This window comes from Vibrio sp. MEBiC08052 (assembly GCF_001506075.1).
GTDB lineage: Bacteria > Pseudomonadota > Gammaproteobacteria > Enterobacterales > Vibrionaceae > Vibrio.
Genome location: NZ_KQ947475.1, coordinates 3,888,794 through 3,906,140 on the forward strand (window position 1 = coordinate 3,888,794; position 17,347 = coordinate 3,906,140).

13 protein-coding genes are annotated in these 17,347 nt (G+C 45.3%); 9 read left to right on the plus strand and 4 right to left on the minus strand.

Annotated features, from left to right (window positions below; translation table 11 throughout):
* The first annotated feature begins 41 nt into the window (after nucleotides 1-41).
* From VRK_RS16730 to alsE, 7 genes are all read left to right on the plus strand, one after another.
* Nucleotides 42-2,876 (plus strand): DUF637 domain-containing protein, encoded by a 2,835-nt coding sequence (locus tag VRK_RS16730; protein WP_197413136.1) that lies wholly within the window; start codon nucleotides 42-44, stop codon nucleotides 2,874-2,876.
* A 781-nt stretch (nucleotides 2,877-3,657) separates the two neighbouring features.
* Entirely contained in the window at nucleotides 3,658-5,292 is a 1,635-nt protein-coding gene (locus tag VRK_RS16735) for a BglG family transcription antiterminator (RefSeq protein ID WP_197413137.1), read from the plus strand.
* 23 nt (nucleotides 5,293-5,315) lie between these two features.
* The gene (locus VRK_RS16740) at nucleotides 5,316-5,771 is read left to right on the plus strand and encodes a PTS sugar transporter subunit IIA (protein WP_059122430.1); all 456 of its coding nucleotides are present in this window, start codon (nucleotides 5,316-5,318) and stop codon (nucleotides 5,769-5,771) included.
* A 341-nt stretch (nucleotides 5,772-6,112) separates the two neighbouring features.
* Nucleotides 6,113-6,580: a PTS sugar transporter subunit IIA gene (locus VRK_RS16745; protein ID WP_059122431.1), complete on the plus strand. Its 468-nt coding sequence runs from the start codon at nucleotides 6,113-6,115 to the stop codon at nucleotides 6,578-6,580.
* Nucleotides 6,581-6,648: 68 nt separating this feature from the next.
* Nucleotides 6,649-6,978 (plus strand): PTS fructose transporter subunit IIB, encoded by a 330-nt coding sequence (locus VRK_RS16750; RefSeq protein WP_059122432.1) that lies wholly within the window; start codon nucleotides 6,649-6,651, stop codon nucleotides 6,976-6,978.
* Nucleotides 6,979-7,028: 50 nt separating this feature from the next.
* Complete coding sequence (locus VRK_RS16755) at nucleotides 7,029-8,129, plus strand: PTS fructose transporter subunit IIC (protein ID WP_059122433.1); 1,101 nt, start codon at nucleotides 7,029-7,031, stop codon at nucleotides 8,127-8,129.
* 186 nt (nucleotides 8,130-8,315) lie between these two features.
* Entirely contained in the window at nucleotides 8,316-9,008 is a 693-nt protein-coding gene (alsE, locus tag VRK_RS16760; RefSeq protein ID WP_059122434.1) for a D-allulose 6-phosphate 3-epimerase, read from the plus strand.
* A 137-nt stretch (nucleotides 9,009-9,145) separates the two neighbouring features.
* On the opposite strand, the gene VRK_RS16765 is transcribed toward alsE, so the two are convergent.
* The 4 genes from VRK_RS16765 to VRK_RS16785 all read right to left on the minus strand — a co-directional run bounded on the left by VRK_RS16765 (nucleotide 9,146) and on the right by VRK_RS16785 (nucleotide 13,889).
* On the minus strand, nucleotides 9,146-10,024 hold the full coding sequence (locus VRK_RS16765; protein WP_059122435.1) for a HEPN domain-containing protein: 879 nt from the start codon (nucleotides 10,022-10,024) through the stop codon (nucleotides 9,146-9,148).
* A 563-nt stretch (nucleotides 10,025-10,587) separates the two neighbouring features.
* On the minus strand, nucleotides 10,588-10,926 hold the full coding sequence (locus VRK_RS16775) for a hypothetical protein (protein WP_059122437.1): 339 nt from the start codon (nucleotides 10,924-10,926) through the stop codon (nucleotides 10,588-10,590).
* A complete protein-coding gene (locus VRK_RS16780; protein WP_059122438.1) occupies nucleotides 10,919-11,254 on the minus strand; it encodes a hypothetical protein in 336 nt (111 codons plus the stop codon). The genes VRK_RS16775 and VRK_RS16780 overlap by 8 nt, the downstream gene beginning before the upstream one ends.
* Nucleotides 11,255-11,270: 16 nt before the next feature.
* The gene (locus VRK_RS16785; protein ID WP_157371943.1) at nucleotides 11,271-13,889 is read right to left on the minus strand and encodes an MIX and LysM peptidoglycan-binding domain-containing protein; all 2,619 of its coding nucleotides are present in this window, start codon (nucleotides 13,887-13,889) and stop codon (nucleotides 11,271-11,273) included.
* A gap of 280 nt (nucleotides 13,890-14,169) precedes the next feature.
* On the opposite strand from VRK_RS16785, the gene VRK_RS16790 reads away from it, so the two are divergent.
* On the plus strand, nucleotides 14,170-15,798 hold the full coding sequence (locus tag VRK_RS16790; protein WP_059122440.1) for a type I restriction-modification system subunit M: 1,629 nt from the start codon (nucleotides 14,170-14,172) through the stop codon (nucleotides 15,796-15,798).
* Nucleotides 15,788-17,278, plus strand: a complete 1,491-nt coding sequence (locus VRK_RS16795; RefSeq protein WP_059122441.1) for a restriction endonuclease subunit S — start codon at nucleotides 15,788-15,790, stop codon at nucleotides 17,276-17,278. The genes VRK_RS16790 and VRK_RS16795 overlap by 11 nt, the downstream gene beginning before the upstream one ends.
* The last annotated feature ends 69 nt before the right edge of the window (nucleotides 17,279-17,347 follow it).

Below are 17,347 nucleotides of genomic sequence, written 5' to 3' on the forward strand. Positions count from 1 at the left end.
ATAAATGTAATTGAATGACTCAGAATCAGGTAAATCAAACTATGAAAAAAAATCAAATACCATCGTGGCAGCGCCTGACTTCTTCTACGCTGTTGCCGATTATTTTTACGCATCTGTCTTTCCCGGTTTATGCAGCGGTACAGCAGCATATTACGCTGGGATCGATTACCAACGCGGTGTCCAGTTCAGCACGTTATCAACTGAAAGAGCAAGTTCAGGATTATCTGTATGCCGGGGCCATTGAACAAAACGAACTGGCTATTTTTGACGGGTTCGGATTCTTCTTTGAGCAAATTAAAGCCAGCTATCCTGCGATGCTGTCGGCCTATCATGGCGAGAATACAACCTTGAACGACATTCCGGCCCGATTCGGGACGCCTTATGTTGAACGCGGTGTGATCCGTCAACAGATTACCCAGTTGCTGAATAAAAGCTGGATTACGGCTCCCGGTTACTCCAGTTATAACGAACAGACCAAAAAGTTGTATGAGAATGCCGTCAGTTACGCGCAGTCTCATGCGAAGAAACTGGGACAAACTTTAACTGCCGATGAAATTAATCAGATTCCGGCAGATATGGTATGGCCCGAAATCCGAGTCATCAATGGCCGTAGCTACATGGTGCCGTTCGTTTACTTAACACCGACCACGATTACCAACCAGAAAATTTCTGAATCAACACTGGCAGCCGGTTCCGCCAGTATCAAAACCGATACTTTTGTGGTTAATGACGCCAATGTTCGCTTTAAGCATAATGCCTTACTGGATATTACGCATGACTTCATCAATACCAAAGGCAGGGTGTCAGGCGGTGAACTGACGATTCGAACCGGCCGTGAACTTCAGAACTTATCCGGTACGATTACCGGTGATGATGTATCACTGATTGCCAATAAACTGGTGAATGACACACTAGTGACGCGCTTTGACTACGGCCACGGCTATTCTGAGCATTTTGATCAGATTGGTTCTATTGTGTCCCTCGGCGATTTGAATATTCGCACGGCTTCAGATGTGGTCAGCCATGGCGGACAGTTCTCCGCACAGGGAGATTTGCGGATTCAGGCGCAAGGTAACGTCATTCTTGTGCCGCAGAGTGCAAAAAGCGAGCGGGCGCAATCCGGCAGCCACTGGTCTGACAGTGAGTCGTCACTGGTGAACTTACAAACGCATCTTTCGGCTGTGGATACACTGTCGCTAATCTCAGGTGGCGAGGTCTATATTGAAGGCGGTGTGCTGGAAAGTCAGGGGCTGCTGGAAGTTCTGGCTGCGCATGGGATTACGCTGAAAAGTGCCGCAGATATGAAGACCTTTGACCGTCGTTTTGAAGCCGATAGTGGTGGCTTATTCGGCAGCAAGGAGAGTGAATCGGAGAGTAAGACCGAGTCTAAAATTGTTAAAACCCTGCTCAAGGCAGGCCAAAGTATGGTCTTGCATACCATTCAGGGCGATGTGTCGTTAGAAGCGGTTACCGTTGATAGTCAGGGACTGGCTAAAATCATTTCTGATTATGGTGCTGTTGATTTTAAACTGGCTAAACTGCTTGAGAATTATAGTTATGCGAAATCTTATGACGGGGCATTAGCGTTCCGCCATCAAGGCCATGGTTATCAGCGAGAAGTGGCTTACTATTCGGAGTTCATCAATTCCGGTGGCATTATGCTCAATGCGTATCATGGTGTGCGCATTCAGTACGCCGGTGATAAGCATAATCTGGACACAACTCTGGCAACACTGGCACAAACGCCTGAATTATCGTGGATGCTGAATGTACGTAATGATCCGTCGATCAACATTGACTGGCAGCAAGTCCAGTTGGTGATGGAAGATTGGGATTATGACCAGTCTGGCCTGACACCGGCAGCGATGGCGATTATTGCGGTGGCGATGGCGGTTGCGACCAGCGGTGCTGGCATTGCCGTGATTGGGGGCGAAGGGCCGCTGTATACGGCAATTAATGTCGGCTTCAAGTCTTTGATTTCACAGGCAACCAGTGGACTGATGGCGAATAAGTTTGATGTTAAAGCAACATTGAAATCTCTGTCGTCTAAAAAAGCGTTAATTTCATTGGCGACATCGATGGTGACTGCGGGTGTGCTCAAAGGGGTTGATACCCATTTATTCACCGAAGGCACTGACGCTGCAAACGCGATTCAGGATGCGACATCGATTGATATTGTCGGCAACAGTATTGAAGCACAAATTATTCGGTCCGTTGTCCATTCAACCGTGAGTATCGGGATTAATACTGTGGTTCAAGGCGGCGATCTCGGTGATTTCGGGCAGGCATTTTCGACCAGTTTTGCGTCTTCAATGGTATCCATTATCGGTAGCTCTTTGTCTGAGAAAATCAGTGATGCAGCGGGTCATAAAGGGGTCACTGAGACCAACCCGAGTGGTACACCACAGATTAGCGAAGCGGCCAAGTATATTGCCTATGCGTCGTTAGGTTGTGGTATCGGTTCTCTCACTTCTTCTATCGGTGGTGGCCAAGGATCCGATATCGCCATGGGATGTGCGTCGGGTGCGACAGGCAGTGTGATCGGTGAATATGTGACTGATAAATATAGTGACGTAATTCTAAAACGGGAGCGCCAAGTGGAAGGGTGGACCAAAGACCTTTTGGGTAATGGGCTGCTTTGTCCGAAACGGATCAAGAAGCTGGTTAAAACGCTGCGAGAACAAGCGATCAATGTGCCACGCTATGCGGCTTCAGTTGCTGTGTTTGCTTTTGGTGATAAAGGGATTAGTGCCAGTAATGCGGATAATGTTGTGAGACAGAATGCGCTGTATTTGCTGAATTTCGCGTTTGATGAAGATAAAGCGACTGACGATAGTAGCAGTAGTGATGCAGATGACGATTCTTGTCTGATCTAGCCGGAACTATTGTGATTTGGTGAGGTTAAGCCTCCGAATCTTTGACAGTCACATCATATCAACACAGCCGGGATTAACCTCCCGGCTTTTTACTTACTTAACCCACCCCAATACCGCTTTTAACTGCGCCAGTTGCTTGCGCAATGCCTGCTCCTACGAGTTATCTAGAATAAACACAATACAATCCCCGGCGATATTCACAGTGACTTGGTGCCGGTCTCAACTCCGGGCTCGCGCAGTCACTTGCCTTTCAGATGAATATCCTGAGGGCTGGTATCCTCCCGCCATGTACCGATTATCTGTATATACACCATTTCACATGAGTGCCGCTTTAATACCGTTTAGACGTAGTAATTTTATCCCTGCCAGCACTGGCATGTGCTTATCATTCACTTTCAATATTTTTGGGGTCGTAATGATCGGGATGAACGAACAGAAAACATAGGTGTTTCAATGAATATATTCAGCAAGTCATAACCCATAGCGGCCAGATACGATGAACCGAAAAGGCGAACCGATATAATGTTTTGGTAGTTTTTTCGGACGTTGGCTGATGCGCTGCATTTGCTGGGTTATTTATTTTAATCAGCAGTTTATATTGACTGTTATCTCCTTTAGTGTTCATCAATTGTCCTGAGTTATGGACACTATTTAGTATTGTGACCACATCAATATTTTCTTATCTTGAAACTCACCGAGCCTCCACCGCTCCGAAACCGAAGACGAAATACAACAGATTGAACGATGAATCATGGATTGATAACCAAAGGTAAAAATTGAAATGATTACCTCACGACAACATAAATTATTACGTTTTCTGCTCCAACAGCGAGAGTATGTCACCTTATTCAATTTGGCAGAGCAATTTGACGTCTCGAAAAAAACAATCCAGCGTGATCTGAATATGATTGAGGATTACTTAACGGGTTCGAACGTTCAGGTGGATAAAAAAGTCGGGGCAGGGGTTTTGCTGTTGGCCGACAATACCGCAGACCTCTTGCAGCTAGAACTACAACTCAATGGTGAGAGTGAAGATTCAGACAGCATGATGGGACACGCCCGTCGGATAAAAATTGTGTCCTGGTTATTGAGTGAGACCCCCAAAGAAACGTCAATCAATAAGCTGTCAGAACGTTTTTATATCAGCAATGCCTCTGTCGTCAATGATTTAAGAATTATTGAAGACTGGATAACCCCCCTTGGGTTGCAGTTGATTCGCAGTCAAAGCGGTACCCGAATCAAAGGGAATGAAAATCATGTCCGTCAGGCAATGGCCGCTTTGATTAACGGGTTAGTGAACCATCAGGACCTCGGTCTCGTCAACCATTCAAGACTGGACTCGGGGAGCTATAAAGCGCTGGTGCAGTATTTCGGTCACGACGAAGTCGCCTTTGTTCAGGTGCTGTTGCAGGATATGGAACAAGAACTGGCCTACCCATTAGGTGAAGCGTACTACATCAATCTATTTACCCATATTCTGATTATGATGCATCGACGCACCAGAGGAAATTTACTCGATCATCCCGAGCCTGTCTCCCGTCAACCTTTGGCGGACACTGTGTTTCTCGTCGCCGAGACCATGGTAGAAAAAATTGAGCAATACATTGCCTTACCATTACCAAATGATGAAGTGTGGTTTATTTATCAGTACATTATTTCATCAGGTGTATTAGTTGTTGAAAATCATAATAGCAACTTGTTGCATTCAGAATTATTTAGTGATGAAGCGCGTGAGCTTACATCAGATTTAGTGAAGAGCTTTTCACAGCTCATCAATATCGATCTGAGTCAGGATAGTCAATTGTATGATGGCTTGGTCGTGCATATCCGGCCACTGATGAATCGACTGCATTATCAGATTAATATTCGTAACCCCTTGTTGGATGATATTAAAAATGAACTGGTGGATGTCTATCACTTAACCCGGATTGCGATAGAAAATGTCTTGTGCTATCGCCTTAAACAAGACAGCCTTGAACAGAAAAACATTGAACAAGAACACATTGAAAAACAAGCGATTAAACAAGCAACAACGCAACATAAAGTGTCTGATGATGAAGTTGGCTATCTGGCTGTCCATTTTCAGGCAGCGATTGAACGCCAGATCACCCACAAGCGTGTCTTGCTGGTTTGTTCGACAGGAATCGGCACATCCCATTTGCTGAAAAGCCGGATTCTGCGTGCATTTCCCGATTGGGAGATCGTTGCTGCGGTGCCAGCCAGTAATGTTCAAAGTGTGAATCAGCAGATGCGACCCGATCTGATTATTTCTACGATTCATGTGCCAGAGATTGAGACGCCCGTCGTCTATGTCACCGCATTTTTGAATGATGCCGATATCCAACGGATTACTGAAAAGCTCATCACAGAGAAACTACAGCAAGCCAGTGATGCATATACGGTGACTCAAGCTTGATTCAATGTTAACCAAGGTGGTTTATGGATATTTCATCAGTGCTGAAGGCGCAACATATCAAATTAAATATGAGTGCTAGAACCAAGCAGGAAGCCATTGAAGAATTAATCGATTTATTGGTGCAAGATGGCTGTGTGAGCGACAAAGCCCAGTTTCTTCGGGATGTCTGGCAACGTGAGGCGCAAGGGACAACCGGATTTGAAAATCATATCGCTCTGCCGCATGGCACATCTTCGGCGGTCAGCCAAACCGCGTTGGCGATTGGGCGTACCCCGCAGGGCATTGATTGGCAAGTTAAGGATGGCAGCGATATTCGTTGCATTATTTTATATGCAATTTGTTCGGATGCGCACAATACGACTCATGTTCGTTTATTAACACAGGTTTCATATGCATTGGCAGATGAGGACATCATCACGCAATTACTCGCAGAAAATGAACCTCAAAATATCATAGCAATGTTGAATCAACCGTCGTGAGTCACCGATAAAATGAGTCTGTATGCTTTTATTTTCTCATCTTTTCAGTGTTCATTAATTGTCCTGAGTGATGGACACTATTTAGTATTGTGACCCGGGGGGATTTTTCTTATCGTTATTATCATAGATGGTCGGCGAATAATAATGAAAGAGATAGGTTGAGCGGCGAATTCTATTTTATCTGATGATTTATTTGGGGCAGGGCAGGGTGATTCAGTAGGATATTGAGCCTGTTATTAAAGTAAATGCATTAAAAAAAACTCTTATTACAGACAATGGCATCCGGTCAGTGATGCACAAACTGTTTCTCAATTTTTATTCAATATTAACAAGGGTGGTTTATGGATATTTCGACAGTGCTGAAGGCGAAACATATCAAATTAAATATGCTCGCCAGAACTAAAGAAGAGGCCATTGAAGAATTAACCGATTTATTAGTGCAGGATGGCTCTGTCAGCGATAAAGCGCAGTTTCTTCGGGATGTCTGGTTACGTGAAGAACAAAGTTCAACCGGATTTGAAAACCATGTCGCGATCCCGCATGGCAAATCCTCGGCGGTAAGCCATACCACATTGGCTATCGGACGCACTCAGCATGAAATTCCTTGGGAAACCATGGACGGGAGCGATATTCGTTGCGTCATTTTATTTGCTGTGCGTTTAGAGGACCAAGACACGATGCATATTCGGTTATTAACACAAGTTTCAAGCGCATTAGCCGACGAGGAGATTATCGCGCAACTACTGGCAGAAAATGAACCAGAAAATATGATTGAAATTTTTAATACACAACATGAAGTGAATGCTTAAATTGAACGTCCACTAATTTTATTTCTCATCGCAGAAATAAAAAACTGAATGAATTATCGAGGGTGATTATGAATATTGTTGGTATTTCAGCCTGTACCGTAGGGATTGCACATACCTATATTGCACAGAAAAAGATTGAAATCGCAGCCCAGAAAGCGGGCCATCATGCCAAAATTGAAACTCAGGGAACGATTGGGATTGAGAATGCATTAACGGAAGAGGAAATTGCCCAAGCCGATATTGTTTTGCTGGCGGCTGATGTTCAGGTCTCCGGAGAAGAACGATTCGCCGGAAAAAAAGTCGTCAAAGTGCCAACAGAAATGGCGGTGAAGTCACCCAACAAGCTGATAGAAAAATTACAAGAAATAGTATTAAAAAGTAGTACGGAAGAAAAATAGTATTAATTGATTGACCAATTAAATCCAACATGAAATAGAAGGTTATACATATGAGTATGAAAGAAATATGGAAAGCAGCCAATCCTAAAGGTCATCTGCTCACCGCTATATCATTCTTAATTCCCATTGTTTGCGGTGCTGGTTTTATTATTTCCATCGGTTTATCGCTGGGCGGTACCGTTCAAGACACATTGGTTCCCGGGCAATTTGATGTGTGGGGCGTTCTCGCCACCATCGGCGCCAAGGCGCTCGGTCTGTTGCCAGTTGTGATTGCCTGCGGAATTTCTGGCTCCATCGCCGGTAAACCGGGTATCGCTCCGGGTTTTGTCGTCGGCCTTACTGCTAATGCAATTTCTGCGGGGTTCATCGGTGGTATTCTCGGTGGTTATATTTCCGGTTATCTGGCGCTTGCCATCATTAAACATGTCAAGGTGCCCAATTGGGCGAAGGGATTAATGCCGACTTTGATTGTGCCCTTCTTTGCATCGGTGATTAGCGGCCTGATAATGGTCTATATCATCGGTACCCCCGTGGGCGTTTTTACCGAGATGCTGACCTCTTTCTTAAAAAGTATGAGTACGTCATCGAATTTGGTGTTAGGTGCAGTGATTGGTGCATTGTGTATTATTGACTTTGGCGGACCGATTAATAAAACATGTTTTGCATTTGTATTAACGCTCCAGGCTCAGGGGATTAATGAACCGATTACAGCCCTCCAGCTGGTTAATACAGCAACGCCGGTTGGTTTTGGCCTTGCTTATTTTATTGCCAAACTGCTGCGTAAAAATATTTATAACTATGAGGAAATCGAAACCCTCAAATCTGCTGTTCCGATGGGGATTGTCAATATTGTTGAAGGGGCAATACCGGTCGTGATGAATGATATTGCCCGCGGGATTACTGCGGCAGCGATTGGTGGTGCCTGTGGTGGTGCGATTACCCTAGTGTATGGCGCTGATGCGACTGTCCCTTTCGGGGGGATCTTTATGCTGCCCACCATGTCGAACCCGATGGCCGGATTGATGGCATTAGTCGTCAATATTCTCGTGACCGGTACGGTTTATGCGCTGATTAAAAAAGATGTCCCGATGGATGTCATCGCAGATAATGACGAAGAAGATCTCAATTTAGATGATATTAAAATTAACTAGCGATCTCTTTGTAAAATAGCAATGAGTAACATAGCGCTTTAAATAGACTCAGTCTCAAATTTAAATATTTAAATTATCCATATAAATAATGGCGTGAATTATATAACTTTCACCTCGTTATTTAATGGTGAGGGTTTGTTATTGCTATTTGATCTATCTTTTCATCAAAGAACGGAATTTGAAAATATGAGTGAACATATACATATTTCTCCATCGTTAATGACTATGGACCTTGATCAATTTAAAGAGCAGATTACTTTTTTAAACGATCACGTTGATTCATTTCATATTGATATTATGGATGGACATTTTGTCCCGAACTTAAGTTTATCGCCGTGGTTTATTGAACAGACCCGTAAACTGAGCAATAAACCGATGTCCGCCCATTTGATGGTTACTGACCCGACATTCTGGGTGCAGCAACTGATCAATATTCAGTGTGAATTCATCTGTATGCCGGCAGAAAACACCAATGGCACCGCCTTTCGTCTGATTGACCAAATCCATGCTGCCGGGCTCAAGGCCGGTGTGGTGTTAAACCCCGAGACGCCGGTGAGCGCGATTCTGCCGTATATCGATCTGCTTGATAAAGTCACAATCATGACCGTTGACCCGGGATTTGCCGGGCAACGATTCTTGGTCAAGATGCTCGACAAAATTACCGAGTTAAGACAGTTGCGTGACACGCATGACTACCACTATCTGATTGAAATGGATGGCTCAACCAATAAAGAGCACTGGCAAGTGATTCATGATGTCAAACCTGATATTTATGTGATTGGGCGCAGCGGGCTGTTCAATTTGACGGATAATATTGAAAGTTCATGGTTCCAAATGGTGGCTGAGTTTGAACAAGCGACGGGGGAAACGTTTCGTTAGTTTGGTTCAAGTCAGTGGTGGCCGGGCTGTGGGTTGATGAACACACAGCCCGGACCGATTTTTTAAAAGCAGCATATGAATTTATAAAAATCCCCGTTCTCTCAGAGCAAATGGCTAGCCCCTTGTTGCCCTAGCAACTAGGGTGCTATCCTCCCCCGACAAACCCGTTCCGTCATTTCCCGTAATTTATCTACTTCACTTTGTAAATACGTCAGCTCTTCTGCGGTGATTTCGTAATGTTCGGAATAGCGGGCATCAATGTAGGCGCGTTTGAGGCGCTGGAAGCTGCGACGGTGGAACTTGTTTTCCATCGGGAATAGTTCGGCAAAGGCCGGGTCTTGCTGGGCACACATCGAGCGCAGGCTTTCAATATTGTGGGTTTTGGGCAGATAGTTGGTACACACCAATAGGGTGCAGGCGAACAGGCGTTCGGTGGTCTGATGGAGCATGAATGCAGCAACTGCATAATCTTGTCGCCGAGTATAATCGCCGTAGCCTAGAAAATATGACTCTGCACTTTTAAACCAGTGCTGAAAATGTTTGGTTGCAACTGCCACTCGCTCTGACTCACTTAAATTCCCCGGCATGGGGAGTTCCCGTTTATCGGCGCTGAACAGTTCAATGCCCTGTTCTCGAATATCTTTAAAGAAGTAGTGACCTTGCTGAAGTTGCTGATGGACTTCATTGAGTGTGTGGACGATCAAGCCGAGCGGGGCGGAGTTAACCCGACGCGCGATCTGCTCTTCGGCACTGTGCCACACCGCGTACTCTTCGACCAATGCCGAGCGGTTGACGATCACCAGAATATCGTAGTCGCTGATATAACCGTTGGGGCGATCACTGACCCAAGTGCCTTTGGCATGGCTGCCAAACAGGATAATTTTAAGGATCCGAAACTCAGCCTTGCTGCCATTTTTGTTGCGTAAGAAATCATCCAGCGTATCGCGTAATACGGTGGTGATGGTGTGAAGTTCTTGTTGCTTCCGCTCCGGGAGGTGGTCGAGTGCTGTTTTCATCGCGGTTATCCTACTATGAGCCGGGGGGAAAACAAACCGTTACCGCATCGGGCAGCGTTGTTTTTGTTGATGATTTGCGGTTTTGTCACGGTGATACCCGGCTGTGATTTGATGTCGGTATCGTGAGCGATTTTGGGGGTGGTGGCGATATACGCAGGGTCACTTTGCGACACAATTCAGGAAAAATCATACTTTTCTAATGCTTGTGGGGGAGATATTGCGCTGATATTTTGTACAACTACACTACGTAAGACCACGGGAATAAAAAGCATACCCACCAAAGCCAGTGTAGCCACATCATCAGATCCATCTTATAACCGCGCTTTATGGAGCGGTGTACAATAAGTGGGTAGATCATCGTATACATGAAAAATATACCCGCAGCACTCATTCCTGAAATTACGAGAAAACCCCGGTCTTCCAAATACCAACGAGGGTCTTTTGCTAGTTTGCGAACCAATACCTGAATATGCTCCCTATCGCCAAAACTGTAACGCAAACTACAGATAAATATGACGATCATCCATACCATTCCATAGAGGCCGACACAACGCAAAAGAACTTCATACATAACTGGCACGGATCCGAACGAAAATAATAGTGAGCCACCACAACCAGTGCAGCCACTTCATTAACTCCATTTTATAACCACGTCGGATAGAACGATGAACAACAAAAGGGTAAATAATGCAATATATAGAAAACACACCACCAGCACTTATTCCAGAAATCACGATTGATCCTCTGTCTTCTAAAAACCAGCGAGGATTTTTAGCCAGTTTACTGACTAGTGCATTAATATGTTTTCGCTCACCAAAGCTGTAACGAAAAGTACAGAAGACAAAAACAATAGCCCAAAAAAGACCATAAAAACCTATACTGTACAGAAATACGTCACTCATAAAACCTAAAAAATACAAAGCTCATACACCAAAGCCAATGTAACCACATCATAATGTCAATTTTGTACCCTCTTTTAAACGAACGATGGACAACCAAGGGATAAATGAAACTATAAATAACTAAAAATCCACCGGCACTCATTCCTGATATTAATATGGACATAACACCATCATCTTTCAAATACCAGTCAGGATCTTTTGCTAATTTACGAATTAGTGTGTGGACATGCTTTCTATCACCAAAGCTATAACGCATCATACAAATAAAAAATACAATAGCCCAAAAGAAAGAGTAAAAGGCAATGTATCTTAGTAGTTCTTCGCTCATATTCTGAATTTACCGTTTATTGGAAAACATTAGGAATGTCAAAATTATTAAATCTATTCTCATTGATATATTTCTCTACCTCATTTGGAATATCATTTTTGATAGTACTATCAACTTTATTAAAGAAATCACTTAGTTTCATGCGATCATATACATTATCAGCCCATTCCTTACCTTGACCAGCTCCCAATATTCCACCAACCAATGCCGAACTACCAACAACAATCAATATAACTGGAGCTGAAGTGAGACTCAGGGCAGTTACAACAGCCCCACTAATAACCGCACCAGCATAACCACCAGCCCAGCCACCAATTACACCACCAGTTTCAACAGTAGTTGCCCTTGCACAATCACTCAATCCACCGGCTTCACATTGCTGAGTGACTGAATAGGTGGCACTGGCAATGCTCAGTCCGATGGACACTTTGCCTGCGTTTTCTGCGTATTTCACCCATTTTGATGTATTTGCGAGATGTCTGCCAAGCTCCGGTACGCGTCCGCCTTCCAGAATTTCATCCGCATGGTGAATGAGTGATTTGGTTGAGTGAATACCGAGCTTTTCTTTCAATCCGGTATTGACGGGAAGGCTCAGCGTTTTCTGGGTGAGTTTATCCAGTTGTGAGTCGAGCAGGCCGGTTAATGCCTGACGTTGTTGGATAAATGCGTCCCGACCGATATGTTTGCCTAAGAAACGAATATATAAACCATCCAGCTTTTGCAGGGTTGTAGCCACGTTTTCCAGATGTTTCTGCATTGCCGGGGCTAAGGTTCCCGTGGCGGCGCTGCTCCATGCAAAGGCGTCACTCGGTGCGCCTTGCTCGAACGCTTCACAGACTTTGCAATCCAGTGTTTCAAAGTAACGGTGATTCAGTTCGGCCTGTTCATCCGATAGTTCACCAATGGCTTCGCTGGCGATTTTCGCCTCTTCCTGTAATACCTTGAGTTTTTGTTGCGCTTGGTCTGATTGTGGCTCCTGACTGGCGAGTATCACTAGCTCTCCGGGGCGAACCGGGTCATTCAGATGGCCATTCAGTTGTTGCAGCATCGAGCGCACTTGCGGAGCGGTTTCATCCGCAAGTAAATCGTTCCACAAGCTGGCCTGAGACTGACGCTTTTCAACCATAGAAAAGCCCAAATCAAAAGCAACAGGTTCATCGGTAATACGCACCAGCGGAATATCTGCCGTGACCAGACTTTGATCATGAATTGCGATCACCTGAGTGTCGGTGAGATATTTTTCCTGATAGCGATACCAGCTATTGAGCGGTTGATTATAATCCTGCGGGGATTGGGGCGGCATCGCACTGATTCTTTCCGGCACGACGGCGCTTTCCTGCTCGGCTCTGATATTCAGCACATCCCCGATTTTCAATGTCATCGGGTCTGCGTGATAAGCAGGATTCAGATTCAGCAATTCTTTAGCACTGAGTCCGTATTGTTGGGCGATCTCCGGCCACGATTCTCGCTTGTTACTTCCCGGAGCACGCTGCACCGTGTGGGTGGTCGGCTCCTCGGGCTGCACTTGTTTCTGCTCTGCCGACTCCCGGCTCATGACCGGTTGACGGATTGCATCCAGCAGGGCTCTAATATCCAGATGAATCCCATGCTGTGCAATGGTGTCATCCAGATTGTTCAGTTGCTCCAAGGTGATGGGCTGCTTCAGATACACCAGTGACTGATGGTTGATCTCCACTCCGTTTATCTTCCAGAACACCAGTAAAGCCCGATGACTACACGGACAGCCTCTTGCGGTGTTCAGCACCCCTTCACGGGAAAGCGTGGCATAAAACAGACCTTCACCATCTTCCGGCAGATAAAATTCCTGAACCAATTTGTTATCCCGGAAATGATACAGATACCCGGACGCCGGAAAACCAAGCCGTCCGCCGACCTGCACCACAGGCTGGATAGGAATATAGGCATCACGAACCATCGCTGAACCAATGGGTTTTACCCGTACCGGATCAGGCAGACTGACGCCAAGTGGTGCGCTGTCACTGAAAGCATAGAGCCTTTTCTGCTCGTTATAGGCTGCGCGGTACACATAACGAGTGCCGTGTTCCGTCCGGTCTTTCTGTTGTGGCCCGGTTTTCACTTCTGCTTTTTTACCCTGTAGCACAAAGCCATAACGGAGCATCGACAGGCGGGATTCATCCGAGCAGGCGATTTCCAGCATATATTCATATTTTGAAGCAGGAACCTGATCGGCATTATCAGGGATGGTCGGCTCAGGAACATAAGGCGGCATCGGCTGAGCCGGATGCAGGCTCCCTGAATAGCCACTACCGGAACCTCCTCCGGCAACATGACTTCCGGCACCTTTCTCTGATAGCGCAACGCGTTCCAGATAAGCTTTTTGTGCCAGTGGCTCCAGTTGATCGGCCACGAGTGGATTGATTTGCCAGCTCTGGTGGTTCATTTCATCCTGAGCCGGGATCATCAGTGGCTCTGAGGGGGTATCGTGCAGTAAAACCAGCTCACCGCTTTTTAACTCGGCCTGCAATTGTCTGAAACTCATTCCAGCGGGAAGCGCTGTTTTTAAATCGGATTCTCTGAGGGAATCAAAATCTCCTTCGACCTGACCAAATTCATAAGCCATTAGATCGGAAAGACGAACGACGTTGTAACTCATTGTTATTATTTTGTTGGGTTGCAATTAAATGGGGTGCATATATTACAGGAAATAGAGAAAGATGGATCAGGTAATGAATGGTTGAGATTGTTTTTTTGCAAGCTCTCCGTTTTTCTCGGGGCAAGGAAAAACCGTTTATATTTTTGAGCGCCTGATAAGCTGAGGTTGGTCACACACTCATGCACCAACTCGCTTTCTGAAAAGTCTCATTTTCATATATAATCAATCGGAATTATCGTACGGTAAATCGTACGCCTCATAGATAAAAGAATGCAGACTCATGGCAAAAGCACCAACAAAGAAAAGTTCAGCGAAGAAAAAATCAGCCAAAGGCTTTGAAGAAACCTTGTGGGACACCGCCAACCAACTTCGCGGTAGCGTTGAATCCTCCGAATATAAACACGTGGTATTGAGCTTAGTGTTCCTGAAATTTATCAGCGATAAATTTGCAACCAAGCGCGAGCAATTAAAGGCCACAGGGATGGAAGCCTTTGTCGATATGCCGGAGTTTTATCAGCAAGACAACATCTTCTTCCTACCGGAAGTGGCGCGTTGGTCTTACGTGAAAGTGCGCGCTAAACAAGATGATATCGCCGTGGTGATTGATACCGCATTGGCAACCATTGAAAAGAACAACCCGAGCCTCAAAGGCGCGTTGCCGGATAACTACTTCTCGCGCATGAATCTTGAAGTGAAACGCTTGGCGTCGCTGATTGATACTATCGAGAACATCAATACCCTCGCGACCGAATGTAACGAAAACACCAGTGAAGAAGATTTGATTGGTCGCGTATACGAATATTTCCTCGGTCGCTTTGCGGCGAATGAAGGCAAGGGCGGTGGCGAATTCTATACGCCAAAATCCGTTGTAACCCTGCTGGCAGACATGCTCGAACCGTATCAGGGTAAAGTGTACGACCCATGCTGCGGTTCTGGCGGTATGTTTGTGCAGAGTTTGAAATTTGTCGAAAGCCACCAAGGTAAAAGTAAAGACATTGCCATTTACGGCCAAGAGCTTACGACCACCACCTACAAGCTGGCGAAAATGAACTTAGCGATTCGTGGTTTAACCGGTAACTTAGGCGAACGCCCGGCGGATACCTTCCACGATGATCAGCACCAAGATTTAAAAGCCGATTACATCATGGCCAACCCACCGTTTAACCTGAGAAACTGGCGTAACGATGCCGAGCTGACCGATGATGCGCGCTTTGCTGGCTTTACGACGCCACCCACAGGCAATGCCAACTACGCGTGGATTTTGCACATGCTGTCGAAGCTGAGCGAAGATGGGGTCGCCGGTTTTGTGTTAGCCAACGGCTCGATGAGTTCCAACACCAGCGGTGAAGGTGACATTCGCGCCAAGCTGGTTAAAGACGATCGCATTGAATGTATGATTGCGCTGCCGGGGCAACTGTTCTTTACCACGCAAATACCGGTCTGTTTGTGGTTTATGTCGAAGAGCAAAGCCGCCAACCCGAAATTTGGCTATCGCGACCGCACGGGTGAAACCCTGTTTATCGATGCCCGTGACATGGGTACCATGGTTAGCCGGGTCAATAAAGAGCTGACCTTTGATGATATCGCCAAAATCGCCGATACCTTCCACGTGTGGCGCAGTGATGAGGCGGAAATACAACGTCGCCTTGAAGCGAAAGAAATCAGCGTAGCGCAATACGACGATCAAGCGGGCTTCTGCAAAGTCGCAACCATTGCAGATATTGCAGCCAACGACTTTGTGCTCACGCCGGGGCGCTATGTCGGTGCCGCTGATTTAGAAGATGACGGCATTCCGTTTGAAACCAAAATGCTTGAGCTGACCCAAACCTTATATCGCCAACTGGATGAAGCCGAAGCGCTGGATAAAGCAATTCGTGCCAATATGGAGGCATTGGGTTATGGGGAGTGATTGGAATTCTGTATCTATTGATGAGATCAAGTCTCCAGAGAAATATAGCTGTGTAGGTGGACCATTTGGTTCTTCACTTTCTCAAAAGCACTATTCTGATTCTGGTGTTCCTGTTATTCGTGGTGTGAATTTATCTGGGGATATGTTTACCGAATCTGATTTCGTCTTCGTATCTCAAGAAAAAGCAAAAGAATTACATAGAAATATGGCATTTCGAGGAGACATTGTATTTACACAACGAGGAACGTTAGGGCAAGTCGCTATAATTCCAGAAGACTCAAAGTATGAACAATATATTGTGTCCCAAAGTCAAATGAAGCTGACTGTTGACCCCAAAATTGCTGACTCGTACTTCATTTATTCATATTTCAGAACAAGAGAGAGTAAATCTCTCATAGAAAAAAATGCAATTGTTGGTGGTGTTCCCCACATAAATCTAGGAATTTTAAAAGCATTTCAATTAAATTTACCACCTCTTGCTATCCAAAAACGTATTTCTGAAATATCAAAGACGATTGACAACAAAATCACCCTTAACCGCCAAATCAACCAAACGCTAGAACAGATGGCGCAGACGCTATTTAAATCGTGGTTTGTGGATTTCGACCCAGTGATTGATAACGCACTGGATGCGGGCTTTTTTGATCAAGGAAAGGCAATTCCTGATGAACTGCAAGCGCGTGCCGAGCAGCGTCGAGCGCTGCGCCATGCAGCAAATAAGGCAAACCAGCAGCATAGCACCAGCGCAAACCCTGCGGCTGGCGATGGGTTAGCGTCCCCTTATCAACCGCTACCGGATGACATTCGCCAACTGTTCCCCAATGCCTTTGAGGAAAGTGAGTTAGGCTGGGTGCCGAAGGGGTGGGCGGTTAACTCTATTAGCTCGTTAATTAAGTTGATAGGAGGTGGTACACCTAAAACTTCTGAGGAGTCTTATTGGGAGGGAGAAATTCCTTGGTTTTCAGTTGTTGATGCACCAAGTGATAGCGACGTTTTTGTTCTTGATACTGAGAAAAAAGTGACTGAAAAGGGCGTTAATAATTCATCAACTAAAATATTAAGATCGGGAACTACAATTATCAGTGCACGTGGGACTGTAGGAAAATGCGCTTTGGTCTCTACACCTATGGCTATGAATCAGTCATGTTATGGTGTTATTGGTTCTGATGGTGTCCATGATTATTTTGTTTACTATTTGTTGAGACATTTAGTAAAACAGCTTCAACAACGTGGTCACGGATCTGTTTTTAACACAATAACTAGAGATACTTTTAGTTCTCTTAAATTGGCACATGGTGATGTAACTCTTACTCAGTTATTTGGTGATGTTATTACGCCATGGTTCAATAAAATTCTGGCAAATAATCAACAAAAAATATCATTAGAAAGATTGCGCGATACCTTGCTACCTAAACTCATCTCCGGCGAATTGCGCCTTGATGAGGTGGAATCGACCATCGCAGAAACCACAGCAGCGTAACCCATCGGCAGCCTGATTTATCCCGGCTGCTTGGTGATGAACCTAAAAAGAACAATAAGAACATGACGT

Excerpts from the sequence above, each read along its gene's own strand:
- VRK_RS16730 (WP_197413136.1), top strand. The coding sequence starts at position 42 with ATGAAAAAAAATCAAATACCATCGTGGCAGCGCCTGACTTCTTCTACG.
- VRK_RS16735 (WP_197413137.1), top strand. The coding sequence starts at position 3,658 with ATGATTACCTCACGACAACATAAATTATTACGTTTTCTGCTCCAACAG.
- VRK_RS16740 (WP_059122430.1), top strand. The coding sequence starts at position 5,316 with ATGGATATTTCATCAGTGCTGAAGGCGCAACATATCAAATTAAATATG.
- VRK_RS16745 (WP_059122431.1), top strand. The coding sequence starts at position 6,113 with ATGGATATTTCGACAGTGCTGAAGGCGAAACATATCAAATTAAATATG.
- VRK_RS16750 (WP_059122432.1), top strand. The coding sequence starts at position 6,649 with ATGAATATTGTTGGTATTTCAGCCTGTACCGTAGGGATTGCACATACC.
- VRK_RS16755 (WP_059122433.1), top strand. The coding sequence starts at position 7,029 with ATGAGTATGAAAGAAATATGGAAAGCAGCCAATCCTAAAGGTCATCTG.
- alsE (WP_059122434.1), top strand. The coding sequence starts at position 8,316 with ATGAGTGAACATATACATATTTCTCCATCGTTAATGACTATGGACCTT.
- VRK_RS16765 (WP_059122435.1), bottom strand. The coding sequence starts at position 10,024 with ATGAAAACAGCACTCGACCACCTCCCGGAGCGGAAGCAACAAGAACTT.
- VRK_RS16775 (WP_059122437.1), bottom strand. The coding sequence starts at position 10,926 with ATGAGTGACGTATTTCTGTACAGTATAGGTTTTTATGGTCTTTTTTGG.
- VRK_RS16780 (WP_059122438.1), bottom strand. The coding sequence starts at position 11,254 with ATGAGCGAAGAACTACTAAGATACATTGCCTTTTACTCTTTCTTTTGG.
- VRK_RS16785 (WP_157371943.1), bottom strand. The coding sequence starts at position 13,889 with ATGAGTTACAACGTCGTTCGTCTTTCCGATCTAATGGCTTATGAATTT.
- VRK_RS16790 (WP_059122440.1), top strand. The coding sequence starts at position 14,170 with ATGGCAAAAGCACCAACAAAGAAAAGTTCAGCGAAGAAAAAATCAGCC.
- VRK_RS16795 (WP_059122441.1), top strand. The coding sequence starts at position 15,788 with ATGGGGAGTGATTGGAATTCTGTATCTATTGATGAGATCAAGTCTCCA.